The following is a 16,297-nucleotide window of genomic DNA, read 5'->3' on the forward strand; positions in this document are numbered from 1 at the left end:
TCACACGGCGAGCTGTCGAACTGTGCGATGAACGGTCGGTTGAGCGCGACGAACGGCACCTACTCCGGCCGCAGATTCGCCTCTCGGTCCTTCCCGACACCAAGGCGTTCGGGCGCATGGAGCCTGGTGAGCAGTCGGCCGACATCGGCTGGGATCTGGTGCGGGGTGAGCTTGCTGAACAGCACCATCGAAGCGAACGCGAGGGGCACACTCACCGCTGCGGGATAGCCGATGATCGTGGCGATCCAGCCTTCCTGCAGGACATCGGCCATGCCCGTGATCGACGTGGCCAGCGCCGCACCCCCGGCGACCACCCCGCCGACGATCAGCCCCGCTGCGGCGCCTGCCGCCGTCAGGCCACGCCACCAGATGCCGAGAACCAGCAGTGGACACAGGGTCGACGCGGCCACTGCGAACACCAGGCCCACCGTGCGCGACAGATCGATCGACGTCACGGCCACCGCGAGGAGCAACGGCACCAATCCGGCGAGCAGCGAGGCGATCCGGAAGTCCCGTACCCGACCACGCAAGACATCGGTACTCAGCACGCCGGCCACACTCACCAGCAGCCCCGACGAGGTGGACAAGAACGCCGCGATCGCTCCCGCGGCCACCAGCGCGGCCAGGAGTTGTCCGCCCAGCCCGGACACCACCGATCCAGGAAGGAGCAGCACCGCGGCGTCGGATGCACCGGTGATCAGCAGTTGCGGCACCCACAGCCGAGCGAATGCGCCGAGCAGGGTGGGGAACAGATAGAACACCGCCAGTAGGCCCACCACCGCCAGTGAGGTCGCGCGGGCGGCCCGCCCATCGGGGTTTGTGTAGAAGCGGACCAGGACATGCGGCAATCCCATGGTGCCGAGGAAGATGCCGATGATCAGTGAATACACCTGATACATCGGGTGGTCGCCCCCGAATCCCCATCCGGGAGTGGCCCATTGATCGTGCGTGGCCGGCGCACCCGACACCACCGGTACGGCCGCACCCGGCGCCAGCACCAATGACGTACCGGCACTGACGTCATGGTCGCCGGCGGTCAGCCTGATCGGGCCGCTCACCTCCCCACCGTCGACCGTGCCGTGCGCGGTGACCCAGAGGTCGCTGTTGACCTGCACCACCACGTCGGTGGTGACGTCGACGGTGGTCTGTTCGGCGACGGTGGGAGGGGCGGCCGACCCCAATTCCTGGTCTTCTCCGTAGAAGTGGATCGCCAGCACGATCGCAGGTATCGCGATGGCCGTGAGTTTGAGCCAGTACTGAAATGCCTGGACGAAGGTGATCGACCGCATCCCGCCGCCGATCACGTTGGCGATCACGATGACCCCGACCAGCACTGCCCCCACCCACGGCGACGTACCGAGCAAGATGTTCAGGGTCAGCCCGGCACCCTGGAGCTGAGGGACCATGTAGAGGATGCAGATCAACACCACCACGCCGGTTGCGAGCTTGCGCAACAGTGTTGATCCGAGCCGGAATTCGGCGAAGTCGGGGACGGTGTAGGCCCCTGATCGCCGCAGTGGTGCCGCGACGAACAACAGCAGTCCGACGTAGCCTGCGGTGAATCCGATCGGATACCACAGTGCGTCGGTTCCGTACTTCGCGATCAGGCCCGCCACACCCAGAAAGGATGCAGCCGAGAGGTATTCACCGGAGATCGCGGCGGCGTTCCAGTTCGGCCCGACACTGCGGGAGGCAACCAGGAAGTCAGAAGTGGTGCGGGCCAGCCGTACTCCGTACGTCCCGATCGCCACGGTCGCCACCGCCGCGGCGATCAGCGCCAGCAAGGTCGCAGTCGGTACCGATTGTCCGGTGATGGTCTCCATGGCGGACGGTCAATCGTCGACCAGGTCGGCGAACTCTTGTTCGTTGCGGTCGGCGAGCCGGTTGTACATCCACGAGACCCCGAGCAGCACCGGGTAGACACCCACTCCCAGAACCAGCCAGGGCAGCCGGATCCCCCACACGGTCACCTCGGACAGATCGGGAAAAACCGCCCACAGCAACGGGATCGCACACAACATCGCCACAGTGAACCCGGCGAGCCGCAAAGCCAGTCCCAGCTGCGCCCGCATCAACCCGCGGATGAGGGCGTCACCGACCTCGGTCTGCTCTTGCACCTCCACCCGGGACCGGACCCGGCGGGCTCCGCGCCGCTTGGCGAGTACCACCCGCTCACGGGGCCGCGGCTGCCCCTCGGCGGGCGACGTCACGGCGCGTTCCGGGTCTGCCGGGGAATCCGGACCAGACGGTCCTTCAGCTCGCGGGTGTGCCGACGACTGACGGGGAGTTCGACCGGCCGCCCGTCCCGGACCGAACGCAGGCACACCACGGTCCCGGACCCCACCGTGCGGATGCCGGTGACCAGAGGCAAGGCCACGAGATAGGACCGGTGGACACGCAGGAATCCGGCGTCGCGCCAACGATCCTCGAGAGTGGAGATGGGGATGCGGACCAGGTGCGAACCGGTGGCGGTGTGCAACCGGGCGTAGTCGCCGTCGGCCTCCACCCAGTTCACCGTCGATCGGGGCACCAGCGTGGTGGTCCCGCCCATCTCGACCGGGATCACCTCATCGGTGTCGCCGTTCGCCGCAGAGTCCGGCCGGGAAGCTGCGGGGGTCGATGGCCCACGCTGCTCCCTGTGCTCGAGCACCCGGCGGACGGCCTCCGCCAGCCGCTGCGCGCGCAGTGGTTTGAGCAGATAGTCGACGGCCCCGAGATCGAACGCCCGGACGGCGCGGTCCTCGTGAGCGGTCACGAACACCACGGCCGGCGGGTGCGCGAACGCGGCCAGCACACCCGCTAGCTCTAGTCCGTCGAGTCCGGGCATGTTGATGTCGAGAAACACCGCGTCGATCGCTCCCGGTCGATCCTTGATCAATCTCAGGGCAGTGGTGGCATCGCCCGCTGTCAGCACTTCCCCGACGGCCTCCTGGGCACGCAAGAGGTAGCTGAGCTCGTCGAGCGCGGGCCATTCGTCGTCCACGGCGAGCACGGTCAGCGCATGCCGGCCCGGTCGTCCTGAACTGTTCGGTGTCTGCGTCACAACGCATCCATCGTGCCACGCACACCGGTCCGCGCGGCTCTTCTCACGCGGAGATGCCCGGCCGGAATTTCGGCACCCTCATGCTCACCTTGGTTCCCGCTCCCGGCGCGGTCTCGACCACCAGACCGTAATCGTTGCCGAATGCTGCCCGTAGCCGGTCATCGACGTTGGCCAAACCCACGTGTGCGGACTCGGTCGCGGTCGCGGTGGCACCGGACACGATGGCGTCGAGGTCACCCGATCGCAGCAGATCCGGGTCCATTCCCACCCCATTGTCCTCGACACTGATCACGCAGTCGGTGCCTTCGTCGGCGGCGACGATGATCACCGTGCCACCGTCGGGTTTGCTCGAGATACCGTGCCGTACAGCGTTTTCCACCAGCGGTTGCAGGGCAAGGAAGGGCAGCACCACGTTGAGCACCTCGGGGGCCACCTGGAGGCGGACCTGCAGTGCGCTGCCGAAACGAGCCCGCTCCAGGGTGAGGTAGCGATCGATGTTCCGGAGTTCGTCGGCGAGCACGGTGTATTCACCTGCCGACCGGAAGGAGTACCGGGTGAAGTCCGCGAACTCGAGGATCAGCTCGCGCGCCTGATCGGGATCGGTGCGCACGAAGGACGCGACCGTGTTCAGTGCGTTGTAGATGAAGTGTGGACTGATCTGTGCGCGCAGAGCCCGCACCTCGGCGCGGTCGAGCCGGGCCCGCGAGGCGTCGAGTTCGGCCAGTTCGATCTGGCTCCCCGCATATCGGGCGACCTCCGTGATCGCCGACAACATGCCCGGCCCCGGCTGGATGCGCGTCACCACCCCCATCACCCCCACCGACGCGGAATCCTCCAGCAGCAGCGGCTGCACGATGAGCGCGCGCACCCCGGGCTCGTCGAGGTCGGGAGCTTTGATGAGGATGCGGCGACCTTCGTCGGCGGCGCGCACCGCAGCCTGGGCAAAGGTGTCGGTCAGCGCTTCATGTGGTCCCGTCCAGGCCAGGAGCGTTCCGTCTGCGTCGGCGAGACCGAGGGCATCCGCAGACGTCAGCTCCCGTAGATGCGGCGCAGCTTCGGCCGCCGAATCGGCGCCCAGGCCGCGGCGTAACGGGACAGCCGCGAGTGAAGCCGTGTGAAGTGTCGCGTGAACGACGCGTTCGGCGGGAGTGGTCAGCGTCGGCCGGGTGCGCACGCGCAGGGCCAGTACTGCCACCACGACGAGCAGGACGGCGATGACCGCGAGGGTGAGCGCGATGCCGGACATCAGCGGGTCATCACGCTCGCGACCCGACTAGCGGTCGCCGAGGGCGTATGCGGCAGCGGAGGTTGCCGCCGTGACGGTCAGCACCGACGGCCACGCGCCGATCTTCTTGGCGAGAGGATGGGAGGCCCCGAATGCGAACAGATAGCCACCGAGAAGCGGGGCCGCCACGGCAGGTCCCTTGGTCTGCCACCACTGGGCGGTGCTCCAGGCGCCGGCCGCGGCCAGGACGACCCCGCCGAGTTCGCGGCGTCCTGAGTACCTGGCGGCGGCAAAGCCACCGATGAGTCCGGCAGCGACAACAGGTGCGGTGTAGGTGGAAGTCACACCAGCGACTCTAACTGCTGAGCGACTGGGTTCCGATGACACCGAGAAGGTCCAGTCGCTCCCTGGCCTCGGTGCCGGGCTGTGGGAAGTAGACCAGCAAATGCTGGTCCTCCTTCTGCGTCACGAGCGTCTCGCACAACAGCGCGATCTCGCCGACCTCCGGGTGGATGAACCGTTTGAGAGCACTGGTCCGCGTGGCCACGTGGTGCTCGGACCACAAAGCCGCGAACTCGTCACTGGCTGTGTGAAGGGCGCCGACCAGCTCGGTGACGGTGGCGTCGTCGCCACGTTTGGCCGCGATCGCTCGCAGATCGCTGACGTGTTTGTGGCTCATCCGAGCCCAGTCCTCGGAATTGAACCGCTCCCTCGTCGCGGGGTCGGTGAACCAGCGCCAGGTGTGGAAGCGGTCCAGACCCGTGACCGTCGACTGATCGCCGACCAGCAGCAGGTTCATCCGGTTCTGGGCCAGCGTCTCGCCGAGGTCGGAGATCACGCACGCCGGGATGTCGTCGAGTTTGTCGAGGAGGTGCAGCAGGCCCGGACCCACGTGGGAGTCGCCGCCGATACGCGGGGGCGGAGCATGCCCGCACAACAGATAGAGATGGTCGCGTTCGTCATCGGTGAGCCGCAGCGCCCGAGCCATCGAGGCGACGATCTGGGTTGAAGGATGTGGACCACGAGATTGCTCGAGCCGGGTGTAGTAGTCGGTGGACATCCCGGCCAGCACGGCGACCTCGTCGCGACGCAGGCCTGGCGTGCGGCGGCGCACGCCCTCGGGCAACCCGACATCGCGCGGCACCAGGGCGGCGCGTCGTCGGCGCAGGAAGTCGGCCAGCTCGGCGCGATCCATTCGTTGACTCACATCCACCACTGTGCCGTTCGCGCGCCACCTGAACCAGGGATCGGCCGTCCCCCGATGACCGGTCTCTGCCGCCGGGTCGGCAACCGGCCGAAGGTGAATGCATGAACATTCAACAGGTAACCCTTGGAAAAACTGGTCCCACGGTCTCGCGCATCGGCCTCGGTGCGATGGGCATGTCCGGCGTCTACGGCCCCAGCGATGACGCCGAGTCGATCGCCACCATCCATGCCGCCATCGACGCCGGCGTCAACCTCATCGACACGGGCGACTTCTACGGCATGGGGCACAACGAGATGCTGATCGGCCGGGCACTGCGAGACCGTAGCCGCGACGACGTGCAGCTCAGCGTGAAGTTCGGCGCACTTCGCTCCCCCGACAACGGGTGGGGTGGCTTCGACGGACGACCGGAGGCGGTGAAGAACTTCCTCGCCTACACATTGACGCGCCTCGGGGTCGACCACATCGACATCTACCGCCCGGCCCGGCTTGATCCCGCGGTGCCGATCGAGGACACGGTCGGCGCCATCGCCGAGATGGTGCAGGCCGGGTACGTGCGGCACATCGGGTTGTCGGAGCTGGGCAGCGAGACGATCCGTCGCGCGGCAGCCGTGCATCCGATCGCCGATCTGCAGATCGAATACGCGCTCGTCTCCCGGGGTATCGAAGCCGACATCCTGCCGACCGCGCGCGAGCTCGGGATCGGGATCACGGCATACGGAGTGTTGTCGCGGGGCCTGCTCAGTGACAGCGTCTCGTCGGCGAGCACCTTCGCCGCCGACGACTTCCGTGCGCACAGCCCGCGGTTCCAAGGTGACAACCTCGCGAGAAACCTGACGCTGGTCGACACCCTGGGCACCATCGCAAAGGAACGTGGGGTGACGGTGGCGCAGCTCGCCATCGCATGGGTGCTTGCCCAGGGCGACGACATCGTGCCGGTCATCGGGGCCCGAAAAGTGGTTCGGCTACACGAGACCGTTGCGGCTCTCGACATCCATCTCACTGCCGACGAACTGGCCACCATCGAATCGGCGGTTCCGCCCGATGCGGTCGCCGGCGATCGGTATGCCGAGGCACAGATGGCCATGCTCGACAGCGAGCGCTGATCTCGCGACCTCACCGATCCATGCAGGTTTTGTGTTTGCCCGCAGGCACTGCAACGCCGGCATTCGAACACAAAGCCTGCATGGGTAGCGCAGAAGGGTCGTTGACCGGCGCCGACGCCATCGCGGAGACTGACCACCCTCACAACCCTCGCGCCGCTGGTCAGCGCCGCCGAATGGATGAGTCCAACGGGACCATGTACTTTTAGCATCGCTATTCATCGAAGAAGTCGAGGACTCAGTGACCGAAGACAGCCGCGTGCTGGTTCCCGGCGACACCTGCTGGCAGATCGCTCGAGCCGATCGCCTCGCTTGCATCATCGATGCCGCCGACTATTTCTTTCACGCCAAGTCAGCGATGCTCGAGGCGCGCCATCGGATCATTCTGATCGGCTGGGATTTCGACACCCGCATCAAGCTCGAGCCGGGCGGCCAAACCCTCGAAGGCCCCAATCGTCTGGGCGACTTTCTCAAGTGGTTGCCGAAGCACCGGCCCGGCCTCGACATCCACCTGCTGAAGTGGAATCTCGGCGCCCTGACCGCGATGACCCGGGGAATGGCCCCGATCTTCATCGAGAACTGGCTGACCGACGAAAGCCTGCACTTCGAACTCGACGGTGCGCACCCCGTGGGGGCCGCACATCACCAGAAGATATTGGTGATCGACGACCAGCTGGCGTTCTGCGGCGGCATCGACATGACGGTCGACCGGTGGGACACCTCAGACCACAAGGACAGCAACGACTTCCGGACCAAACCCAGCGGAAAGTCCTACGGCCCATGGCATGACGCGACCACTGCCGTCGATGGGGATGCCGCACGAGCGATCGGCGAGATGGCCCGCGACCGGTGGAAGGCCGCGACCGGGACAACGCTCGAGCAGATAGCCGGTGATTCCGAGGGTGACCAGTGGCCCAAGGGGCTGGTCCCCACGCTGGAGTCGGTGGACGTGGCCGTTGCACGCACACTGCCGGAGATCCCGGGCCGCGACGAGGTGCGGGAGATCGAGGCGCTCTACCTGGCGGCCATCGCGAGCGCGCGGCGTTATCTCTATATCGAGAGCCAGTATCTGGCATCACGGACCATCGCCGAAGCGATGGCCGAGCGTCTCGGCGAGTCCGACGGACCCGAGATCATGGTGGTGCTGCCGCGCAACGCCGAAGGCTGGCTCGGACAGCAGACCATGGACGGCGCCCGCCACCGACTGCTCAAGCTCCTGTGGAATGCGGACGTGCACAACCGTTTCCGTGCGTTCCATCCCGTGACCACCGGCGGTGAGCCGATCTACGTCCACGCCAAGATCCTGATCATGGACGACAGCATCCTGCGGGTCGGCTCGTCCAACCTCAACAACCGCTCGCTCGGTTTCGACAGTGAATGCGACCTCGCCGTCGAGATCCGCGATGACGATGCCACCGCCGATGAACACCGGGCAAGCATTCGACACGTTCGCGATCGCCTCCTCGGCGAGCACCTGGACGTCGGGACCGAGGGCTTCATGGACGCGCTCGGGAAACACAAATCGCTGGTGGCCACCGTCGATGCGCTTCGCGGAGAAGGCAAGACGCTGGTGGAGTTCGACCGGGAGGCCATCGACGGCGAGGAGCACCCCCTCGCCGAGAACGAGCTGATGGATCCAGAGCAGGCACCCTCGTCCCTGTTCCAGCGAACGTACCGGGAACTCGCCCGCAGACGCTCGGCTCGACGCCAATCTGCTCACGGCTGAACGGCTTACGCGTCCGACAGGTAATTCACAGGGCGTACGTGCGCATCACACCCTTGCTGATGATGGTCTTCTGGATCTCGCTGGTGCCTTCACCGATGAGCAGGAACGGCGCCTCTCGCATCAGACGCTCGATCTCGTATTCCTTCGAGTAGCCGTACCCGCCGTGGATACGGAAACTGGCCTGGGTCACCTCGGAGCAGTACTCACTCGTCAGGTACTTGGCCATACCGGCCGCGACGTCGTTGCGTTCTCCCGAGTCCTTGAGCCGCGCAGCGTTGGTCATCATCAGGTGCGCTGCCTCGACCTTGGTGGCCATCTCCGCCAGCGAGAACGCGATGGCTTGATGCTGCGCGATGGGTTTGCCGAAAGTACTGCGTTCCTGGGCGTAGCGCGCGGCGAGTTCAAACGCGCGTAACGCGACACCGCATGCGCGGGCAGACACGTTGACGCGACCGACCTCTATGCCGTCCATCATGTGCCGGAAACCCTGGCCGGGGCTGCCGCCGAGGACCATGTCCGACGAGATCCGGTAGTCGTCGAAGAAGAGCTCGGTGGTGTCGATGCCCCGATAGCCCATCTTCTCGATCTTCCCGGGGATCGTGAGTCCCGGCGCCACCTCGCCGAATCCTACGGGCTTTTCGACCAGGAACGTGGTGAGGTTCTCGTGCGCCTTCGCCGACCCTTCGTCGGTGCGCACCAGAACCGCGACGAGGGTAGAACTTCCACCGTTGGTGAGCCACATCTTCTGTCCGTTGACCAGATAGTCGTCGCCGTCGCGTGTGGCGCGGGTTCGGATTGCAGCCACGTCCGACCCCAGTTCGGGCTCTGACATCGAAAAGGCGCCGCGCACTTGCCCTGTCGCCATCCGCGGCAGAAAGTGCGACTTCTGTTCGGCAGTGCCGTGCTGCCGGATCATGTACGCCACGATGAAGTGGGTGTTGAGCACACCCGACACACTCATCCACCCGCGCGCCAGCTCTTCGACACACAGGGCGTAGGTCAGCAGCGACTCACCGAGTCCCCCGTACTCCTCGGGGATCATCAACCCGAACAGTCCCATGTCGCTCATCGTGTCGACCAGAGCCTGAGGGTAGGTGTCGGAGTGTTCGAGTTCCTGGGCGTTCGGGATCACCTCCTTCTCCACGAAACCGCGCACCGTGGAAAGGATTTCCTTCTGCACGTCGGTGAGGCCTGGGGTTTGCGCGAGTCGGGTCATTCGGTGTCCTTCGTGGTCGGTCGAGTGGTTGCGCGCACCACGCCGCGGTTGTGGAGGTCGTCGATCTGCGCGTCGGTGAGGTTCAGGTACTCCGACAGCACGTGTGCCGTATCGTCGCCGTTGGCCGGTGCGGGACGGGCGGGTGGATGTGCGCCCTCGAACGTCATCGGCGTGGTGGGTGCCAGATAGCTGCCGATGCGCGGCTGCTCGACCAGGCCGAACATGGGGTTGTCCATTACCTTTGGGTCGCAGGCAACCTGCGCGAAGGTGCGGTAGCGCTCGTACACCACCGACGTCTCCGCCAGGGCTGCTTCCGCTTCGTCGGCGTGCCGTTCGGCGAACCACACCCCGAACAAACCGTCGAGTACCCGGCGATGACGGTAGCGGTCGCCATCTTTCGTGAAGTCCACGCGCAGTGCAGTTTCCACCGCTCTGACCGCATCGGCAGTTCCGGTGACCTCGGCGAGGTCGCGGAAGTGCCGCGGCGTGATGGCAACCACCATGAGCCGCTCACCATCGGCTGTCGAGAAGTCGCAACCGTACGTGCCATAGATCCCGTTACCCACCCTTGGTCGATCGTCGCCGCCGAGCTGCGCCTCGGCCAGGTATCCGAGATGCCCAGTGGTGGCCAACGCGACATCCTCCAGCGGCAGCACCACCCGTGCACCGGCACCGGTCTCGGATCGACGGATCACCGCCGCGGTCACCGACAGCGCCGCGTACAGACCGCATGCCACATCCCATGCCGGCAACACGTGGTTCACCGGGCCCGCCGTGGTCGATGGGCCGGTGACAAGCGGAAAACCCGTGGCCGCGTTGACCGTGTAGTCGAGGGCACCCGAACCGTCGGCGCGGCCGAGGACCTGAACGTGGATGAGATCAGGACGGATCGCGGCGAGGGAATCGTAGTCGAGCCAATCTCGTCCGGCCGCATTCGTCACGAGCACACCGGCTTCGGTGATGAGATCACGGATCAGTGCGACCGCCTCGGGGTCGCGGAAGTCGACCGCGACCGATCGTTTGCCCTTGTTCAGATTCGCCCAGTAGATGGACTCGCCTTCGTCGGTGACCGGCCAACGATGGTAGTCGGCAGCGCCGCCGATCGGGTCGACTCGGATGACCTCGGCGCCAAGTGCTTCCAGTGTCATTCCCGCGAGAGGGGCGGCGACGAAGCTGGACACCTCCACGATCCGCAGCCCCTTCAGTGGCGAGGTCGGCACGTCGGTCACCGCAGGCGGTCCACGGGATGCAGGCAAATGGTCATGGGAACACCCTGCCCGGCATCGGCCCGAACGTCCATATGCACCGACCCACCATGTTTTCGGCCTTCAGCGTGCATGATGGATCCGCTGAGAGGAGCCGGTGTGCGCGATGTGGTGATCTGTGAACCGATTCGGACCCCGATCGGTCGGTATGGCGGAATGTTCAAGTCGCTGACCGCCGTCGATCTCGGTGTTGCCGCCATGACCGGCCTGATCCATCGCACCGGCATCGCACCCGACCTGATCGAAGACGTGATCCTGGGCCACTGCAACGGCAACAGTGAAGCCCCTGCAATCGGCCGCGTGGTGGCCCTCGACGCCGGCCTACCGGTGACCGTGCCGGGAATGCACGTCGACCGCCGGTGCGGATCAGGTCTGCAGGCCGTCATCCAGGCTGCTTTCCAGGTGGGCAACGGCGACAACGAACTCGTGGTCGCCGGTGGCACCGAATCGATGAGCAACGCATCGTTCTACTCGGTCGACATGCGCTGGGGCGCCGCGCGAACGGGCGTCCGGATGCACGACAGTCTCGTCCGCGCCCGGTCCACGGCTGGTGGCAGGCACCACCCGGTGCCCGGCGGCATGATTGAAACTGCCGAGAATCTGCGCCGCAGGTACGGCATCAGCCGCATCGAACAGGACCAGCTCGCGGTGACTTCTCATGCACGCGCCGTGGCGGCACAGCAGGACGGCGTCCTGGCCGAAGAGATCATCCCGGTCGGTGTCTCGGTTCGCGGCGGCGGCGAGAAGGTGATCGACACCGACGAACATCCACGTGCCGACGTCACCATGGAGAAGCTCGGTGCATTGCGTCCGATCATGGCTGCTGACGACCCCGATGCCACCGTCACCGCAGGCAACGCCAGCGGACAGAACGATGCGGCTTCGCTCTGCGTGGTGACCACTCCCGAGAAGGCGGCCGCGCTCGGCCTCGATCCGCTGGTCCGGCTGGTGTCGTGGGGAATTGCCGGCGTGGCGCCGGAAGTGATGGGCATCGGTCCCGTCCCGGCGACCGAGAAGGCGCTGGCCAAGGCGGGATTGACGATGTCCGACATCGATCTGATCGAACTCAACGAGGCTTTCGCGGCCCAGGCCCTCGCCGTGATGCGGGAGTGGGGGTTTGGTGCCGGTGACCTCGACCGCACCAACGTTCACGGCTCCGGGATCTCGCTCGGTCACCCGGTCGGCGCGACGGGCGGGCGGATGCTTGCCTCCCTCGCCCGGGAGATGCGCCGCAGAGGCGCGCGATACGGGCTGGAGACCATGTGCATCGGCGGCGGTCAGGGTTTGGCCGCGGTGTTCGAGATTGTTCGCTGAGGTCGTTCCGCACGACGCCCGAGTCACAAGTTGCTGCCGGCCACCCAGCCCTCCTCCGCCAGCACCCTCGACAAGGCGACGGTTGCGCAAGGAGGCTCGGTGACGCCGAATCGTGGGCAGCGGGCTCGCAATTCGTTGTGCAAGTGCTGTTGTGGTGTCACCCCGAACGGTTCCTCGCCCGGTGGTGCGATCACACCCCACAGCGAGACGTACACCTCGGCGGTACCGACTCTGAGCCCGGCGATGTCGCACTCGATCTCGACGCGGCGGTAGTTGGGCTCGGTGCGGTCGACGGCGCTCAGCTGCTCCGGCGTCAACATCGTCATCACCACCGAGATCGGTGGGCCGGGGCGACCGAACGGGGCCGCGGGGATGAATCCGGCGACGCTGCGGTGAGCACTGTGGCCGACCGAGATGTCGCTGACGGCGCCACGGAGAAAGGGAACACACCCATCGACCTCCGCAAGCTTTCGCCTCATCACTGCCGCACAGGCATTTGAACCCACCGCGACCACCGGCCGGCGTTGCGACAGTTCAGGTTTCGCCGCCCTGCGCAGTTCGCGCTCGGTGTCCTCGACCGTGGCAAGCTGTCGGTACTCGTCGCCTACGAGCACGCCGGTGCCGGCGACAGCTCGGCCGGGGTACTCCATGGGCCGGGCCGTCAGATCGTCGTCACCCTCGGGCACCGGCACATGATACCGACGCCCAAACGCAGGTCAGCGATTACGCCGCCAGATCGCGGCCGACAGAACCGTGGCGAAAGCGCACCACGCGGCGTATGGAACCAGCGCCGCTGAAGCAATCGGCGACCCTGGCTGCGCGCGCCGAACGAGGTCAACACAGCTCAGCGTGAGGGCAGCTGCGGTCGCGGTCGCAGCGTCGAGACGGTGCGCTTTGAAGAAGACCCAGGTCCAGGATCCGTTGAGGACAAGATTCAGGTACAGCGCTCGTTCGAAGGCAGCCGCGTCGATGTGCCGACCCTGCTCATGTAGCCGGTCGACCACCACCGCCGAGCTGATGGCGACATCGCTGTAGAGCGCGGTCCATACGATCGGGAACGCGACGGACGGTGGCTGGAACGGTGGCTTCGACAGCTTGCGGTACCAGCGGGTGTTCACATCTTGCGACGCCAGCGCGCCGATGCCGGCTGCCAGACCTGCGGCGGCGGATGTCTTGACCAGTGAGCGCATATCGGGCCCCTCTTCGACGACTCTGCCAACGGTACGTCCCCGGTTCGCAGGTCCGAAGGGTTTCGCGTGACCGGAACGGGCTGTCAGCGCTCCTCGCGCCGACGGCGCCGCCATTCCAGATCGGCGTCCCGCCGCTGCTGTTCAGCTCGTTCGCGGCAGCGCTGCAAGAACTCCGCGTCCGCGACGGGGTCTTGCGGGACGAACCGGCCCTTGCGGTCATATTCAGGAAACAATGACCCGGCACCGCGGTCGGCGGGCCGGCGACGATTGCGGGCGCGGGGGCGACCGCTGAGAAACCACACCACGGGTCCGACAAACGGAAGGATGATCACCAACAGCAGCCAGCCCCACCGCGGCATGCCTTTCGGCTCACCTTCACCGCCGACGATGTCGACAAGCGAGGCGATCATCAAGATCAGCACGATGAGTGTCACGTAGGGCATGTACGGCCCCCACCAATACATCCCCCACCAGTACGGGTAGTACAACGGCACACTCGCCCCCTCGGTCACATGGTCGGCGCAACTCTCTCACGATGGTCGGAGCGCGGATAGACACTGAGCGATGGACATCTCCGGCGATAAGCAATTTCTGTCGATCGATAGGCTGGTCGGGTAACACAGCCCGTCCGACGCCTCGACAAGAAACGCAGAGGGAGCACTGTTCCACGTGATCGATGAGAAGCTGCATGACCTGTATGAGGACATCGTCGCCCGCAACCCCGCCGAAGGTGAGTTCCACCAGGCCGTGCGCGAGGTCTTCGACAGTCTCGGTCCGGTCGTGGCCAAACACCCTCACTACACGGACGCTGCGATCATCCGTCGCCTCTGCGAACCGGAACGGCAGATCATCTTCCGAGTGCCGTGGACCGACGACGACGGTGGCGTACAGGTCAACCGCGGCTTCCGGGTGGAGTTCAACTCTGCACTCGGCCCCTACAAGGGCGGTCTGCGCTTTCACCCCAGCGTGTATCTCGGCATCGTCAAGTTCCTCGGCTTCGAGCAGATATTCAAGAACGCCCTCACCGGCTTGCCGATCGGTGGCGGCAAAGGCGGGGCGGATTTCGATCCGAAGGGCCGCTCCGACAACGAGGTGATGAGGTTCTGTCAGTCGTTCATGACCGAGCTCTACCGGCATATCGGCGAGCACACCGATGTCCCCGCCGGTGATATCGGTGTCGGTGGACGGGAGATCGGATATCTGTTCGGACAGTACAAACGCATCACCAACCGCTACGAGTCCGGCGTGCTGACCGGGAAAGGCTTGTCGTGGGGAGGTTCGCAGGTCCGTACCGAAGCCACCGGATACGGCACGGTGTACTTCGTGAGCGAGATGCTCGCCGCCATGGGCGACTCCTTCGACGGCAAACGTGTCGCAGTGTCCGGCTCGGGCAACGTTGCCATCTATGCCATCGAGAAGATCCAGCAACTCGGCGGGATCGCGGTGGCCTGCTCTGACTCGAGCGGATACGTGGTGGACAACAACGGCATCGACCTGGAGCTTCTCAAAGACGTCAAGATCGATCAGCGCGGGCGGATCGCAGATTACGTGCAGGCACGAGGCCGGGGTGCCGAGCTCGGCACGGCCGGGAGTATCTGGCACGTTCCGGTCGACATCGCGCTGCCCTGCGCCACGCAGAACGAACTCGACGCCGATGACGCGAAAGCGCTCATCGCCAACGACTGCCGCATCGTGGCCGAGGGCGCGAACATGCCCACCACACCTGAGGCCATCAAGCTGTTCTCTGACGCCGGTGTGCGCTTCGCGCCCGGCAAGGCAGCCAATGCCGGCGGGGTGGCGACGAGCGCTCTCGAGATGCAGCAGAATGCGTCCCGGGATTCGTGGTCGTTCGACCACACCGAGGAACGGCTCGCCGAGATCATGCGTTCGATCCACGATCGGTGCCTGCACACCGCAGAGGCCTACGGCTTTCCCGGCAACTACACCGCGGGAGCAAACATCAGCGCCTTCACCCACGTTGCCGACGCCATGCTCGCGCAGGGACTGATCTGAAGATCGGCGAAACCGGCACCCCGCCCGGGGTGATCATGGAGGATCAGGTTCGTGCAGGTCGGAATGACGTTGCCGGTGATGGAACCGGATCTCGATGCAACTGTTCTCAAGCAATGGGCGAAAGCCGTTGACGATGGGCCTTTTTCGTCCATCTGTTGGGGCGAGCGCATGGCTTTCGACAACCCCGACAGTCTCACGATGCTCGGTGCGGTTGCGGCGTGGACCGACCGGGTGCAACTGGTCACCACGGTGATCGTGCCCCAGCTCCACGACCCGGTCATGCTGGCGAAGGCGCTCGCAACGGGCGACATGCTCTCCGGCGGGCGGTTGACGGTCGGACTCGGGGTAGGCGGACGGCACGAGGACTATCGAGCAGTCGGCGCCGACCCGAAGAGTCAGACCATCCGCGGCATGGCCGACCGCGTCGCGATCATGAAACGGGTGTGGGCCGGCGAACGGATCACCGATTCGGTACTCCCCGTTGGCCCCTCACCCGAGCAGGACGGTGGACCTCGGCTGATGGTGGGAACCATCGGCCCGAAAACGGTTCGCTCTGCGGCGCATTGGGCCGAGGGCTTGGCCGGGACCACGCTTGACCTGGACGTCGACAAGCAGACAGAGTTGTTCGACGTCGCCACCACCTCGTGGGCGGAGGCAGGCAAAAAACCACCGCATCTGGCGACATCCTTCTGGTTCGCACTCGGCGACCCCGAACCCGCCCGTGCGCAGATCCACCATCACCTACGTCGGTACATGAACTGGATACCTGCCGACTTCGTCGACGCCATCGCTCCCACCACAGGCTTGGCGGGCGACGAGAATCAGCTTGCCGAGGTTCTGGCGAAGTTCGCTGCCATCGGCACCGACGAAATCCACCTCATCCCGACCAGTTCAGACCTCAGCCAACTCAGGCGGGTTGCGGACGTGGTCGAGACATTTCGCGGTTAGCCCGATCCGGGAAGCTCGCCCACACGGCTCGATCGAACAGACGTCATTCA

Annotated in this window: 16 protein-coding genes; 5 read left to right on the forward strand and 11 right to left on the reverse strand. The window is 65.7% G+C overall.

The annotated features are described in order from the left end of the window. Positions 1-59: 59 nt before the first annotated feature. From MVA47_RS02525 to MVA47_RS02550, 6 genes are read right to left on the reverse strand one after another with little or no spacing between them, the layout of a single operon-like run. Positions 60-1,823 carry a cation acetate symporter gene (locus MVA47_RS02525; protein ID WP_247206539.1) on the reverse strand — a complete coding sequence of 588 codons (1,764 nt, stop codon included), beginning with the start codon at positions 1,821-1,823 and terminating at the stop codon, positions 60-62. A 9-nt stretch (positions 1,824-1,832) separates the two neighbouring features. Continuing rightward, on the reverse strand, positions 1,833-2,210 hold the full coding sequence (locus tag MVA47_RS02530) for a hypothetical protein (protein WP_247206540.1): 378 nt from the start codon (positions 2,208-2,210) through the stop codon (positions 1,833-1,835). Beyond that, positions 2,207-3,043 carry a LytTR family DNA-binding domain-containing protein gene (locus MVA47_RS02535; RefSeq protein WP_247206541.1) on the reverse strand — a complete coding sequence of 279 codons (837 nt, stop codon included), beginning with the start codon at positions 3,041-3,043 and terminating at the stop codon, positions 2,207-2,209. Before MVA47_RS02535 ends, MVA47_RS02530 begins: the two co-directional genes overlap by 4 nt. Positions 3,044-3,086: 43 nt before the next feature. After that, positions 3,087-4,289 (reverse strand): sensor histidine kinase, encoded by a 1,203-nt coding sequence (locus tag MVA47_RS02540; RefSeq protein WP_062796396.1) that lies wholly within the window; start codon positions 4,287-4,289, stop codon positions 3,087-3,089. Between the two features lie 27 nt (positions 4,290-4,316). Beyond that, complete coding sequence (locus tag MVA47_RS02545; protein ID WP_023954574.1) at positions 4,317-4,613, reverse strand: hypothetical protein; 297 nt, start codon at positions 4,611-4,613, stop codon at positions 4,317-4,319. A gap of 10 nt (positions 4,614-4,623) precedes the next feature. Continuing rightward, the gene (locus MVA47_RS02550; RefSeq protein ID WP_247210535.1) at positions 4,624-5,463 is read right to left on the reverse strand and encodes a helix-turn-helix transcriptional regulator; all 840 of its coding nucleotides are present in this window, start codon (positions 5,461-5,463) and stop codon (positions 4,624-4,626) included. A 113-nt stretch (positions 5,464-5,576) separates the two neighbouring features. On the opposite strand from MVA47_RS02550, the gene MVA47_RS02555 reads away from it, so the two are divergent. Then, on the forward strand, positions 5,577-6,578 hold the full coding sequence (locus tag MVA47_RS02555; RefSeq protein WP_247206542.1) for an aldo/keto reductase: 1,002 nt from the start codon (positions 5,577-5,579) through the stop codon (positions 6,576-6,578). Between the two features lie 238 nt (positions 6,579-6,816). After that, positions 6,817-8,301 carry a phospholipase D-like domain-containing protein gene (locus tag MVA47_RS02560; RefSeq protein ID WP_247206543.1) on the forward strand — a complete coding sequence of 495 codons (1,485 nt, stop codon included), beginning with the start codon at positions 6,817-6,819 and terminating at the stop codon, positions 8,299-8,301. 25 nt (positions 8,302-8,326) lie between these two features. Here MVA47_RS02560 and MVA47_RS02565 read toward each other — a convergent pair whose 3' ends face one another. Beyond that, positions 8,327-9,517 (reverse strand): acyl-CoA dehydrogenase family protein, encoded by a 1,191-nt coding sequence (locus tag MVA47_RS02565; RefSeq protein WP_247206544.1) that lies wholly within the window; start codon positions 9,515-9,517, stop codon positions 8,327-8,329. Continuing rightward, complete coding sequence (locus tag MVA47_RS02570) at positions 9,514-10,746, reverse strand: CoA transferase (protein WP_247206545.1); 1,233 nt, start codon at positions 10,744-10,746, stop codon at positions 9,514-9,516. The genes MVA47_RS02565 and MVA47_RS02570 overlap by 4 nt, the downstream gene beginning before the upstream one ends. 135 nt (positions 10,747-10,881) lie before the next feature. Here MVA47_RS02570 and MVA47_RS02575 point away from each other — a divergent pair, with 135 nt between their 5' ends. Beyond that, entirely contained in the window at positions 10,882-12,096 is a 1,215-nt protein-coding gene (locus MVA47_RS02575; protein WP_247206546.1) for an acetyl-CoA C-acetyltransferase, read from the forward strand. 23 nt (positions 12,097-12,119) lie between these two features. Here MVA47_RS02575 and MVA47_RS02580 read toward each other — a convergent pair whose 3' ends face one another. The 3 genes from MVA47_RS02580 to MVA47_RS02590 all read right to left on the reverse strand — a co-directional run bounded on the left by MVA47_RS02580 (position 12,120) and on the right by MVA47_RS02590 (position 13,780). Next, complete coding sequence (locus MVA47_RS02580) at positions 12,120-12,782, reverse strand: hypothetical protein (RefSeq protein WP_247206547.1); 663 nt, start codon at positions 12,780-12,782, stop codon at positions 12,120-12,122. Between the two features lie 30 nt (positions 12,783-12,812). Next, positions 12,813-13,286, reverse strand: coding sequence for a TspO/MBR family protein (locus tag MVA47_RS02585; protein ID WP_247206548.1), 474 nt, complete (start codon positions 13,284-13,286; stop codon positions 12,813-12,815). 83 nt (positions 13,287-13,369) lie between these two features. Then, positions 13,370-13,780 carry a PLD nuclease N-terminal domain-containing protein gene (locus MVA47_RS02590; RefSeq protein ID WP_247206549.1) on the reverse strand — a complete coding sequence of 137 codons (411 nt, stop codon included), beginning with the start codon at positions 13,778-13,780 and terminating at the stop codon, positions 13,370-13,372. 175 nt (positions 13,781-13,955) lie between these two features. On the opposite strand from MVA47_RS02590, the gene gdhA reads away from it, so the two are divergent. Both gdhA and MVA47_RS02600 read left to right on the forward strand, forming a co-directional pair. After that, complete coding sequence (gdhA, locus tag MVA47_RS02595) at positions 13,956-15,299, forward strand: NADP-specific glutamate dehydrogenase (RefSeq protein ID WP_374474042.1); 1,344 nt, start codon at positions 13,956-13,958, stop codon at positions 15,297-15,299. 63 nt (positions 15,300-15,362) lie between these two features. Next, positions 15,363-16,247: an LLM class flavin-dependent oxidoreductase gene (locus tag MVA47_RS02600; protein ID WP_247210538.1), complete on the forward strand. Its 885-nt coding sequence runs from the start codon at positions 15,363-15,365 to the stop codon at positions 16,245-16,247. Positions 16,248-16,297 lie beyond the last annotated feature (50 nt).

This window comes from Williamsia sp. DF01-3, from assembly GCF_023051145.1.
Taxonomy (GTDB): Bacteria; Actinomycetota; Actinomycetes; order Mycobacteriales; family Mycobacteriaceae; genus Williamsia.

Coding starts and splice junctions, on each gene's coding strand:
- MVA47_RS02525 (WP_247206539.1), bottom strand. CDS start 1,823: ATGGAGACCATCACCGGACAATCGGTACCGACTGCGACCTTGCTGGCG.
- MVA47_RS02540 (WP_062796396.1), bottom strand. CDS start 4,289: ATGTCCGGCATCGCGCTCACCCTCGCGGTCATCGCCGTCCTGCTCGTC.
- MVA47_RS02550 (WP_247210535.1), bottom strand. CDS start 5,463: ATGGATCGCGCCGAGCTGGCCGACTTCCTGCGCCGACGACGCGCCGCC.
- MVA47_RS02555 (WP_247206542.1), top strand. CDS start 5,577: ATGAACATTCAACAGGTAACCCTTGGAAAAACTGGTCCCACGGTCTCG.
- MVA47_RS02565 (WP_247206544.1), bottom strand. CDS start 9,517: ATGACCCGACTCGCGCAAACCCCAGGCCTCACCGACGTGCAGAAGGAA.
- MVA47_RS02585 (WP_247206548.1), bottom strand. CDS start 13,286: ATGCGCTCACTGGTCAAGACATCCGCCGCCGCAGGTCTGGCAGCCGGC.
- MVA47_RS02600 (WP_247210538.1), top strand. CDS start 15,363: ATGACGTTGCCGGTGATGGAACCGGATCTCGATGCAACTGTTCTCAAG.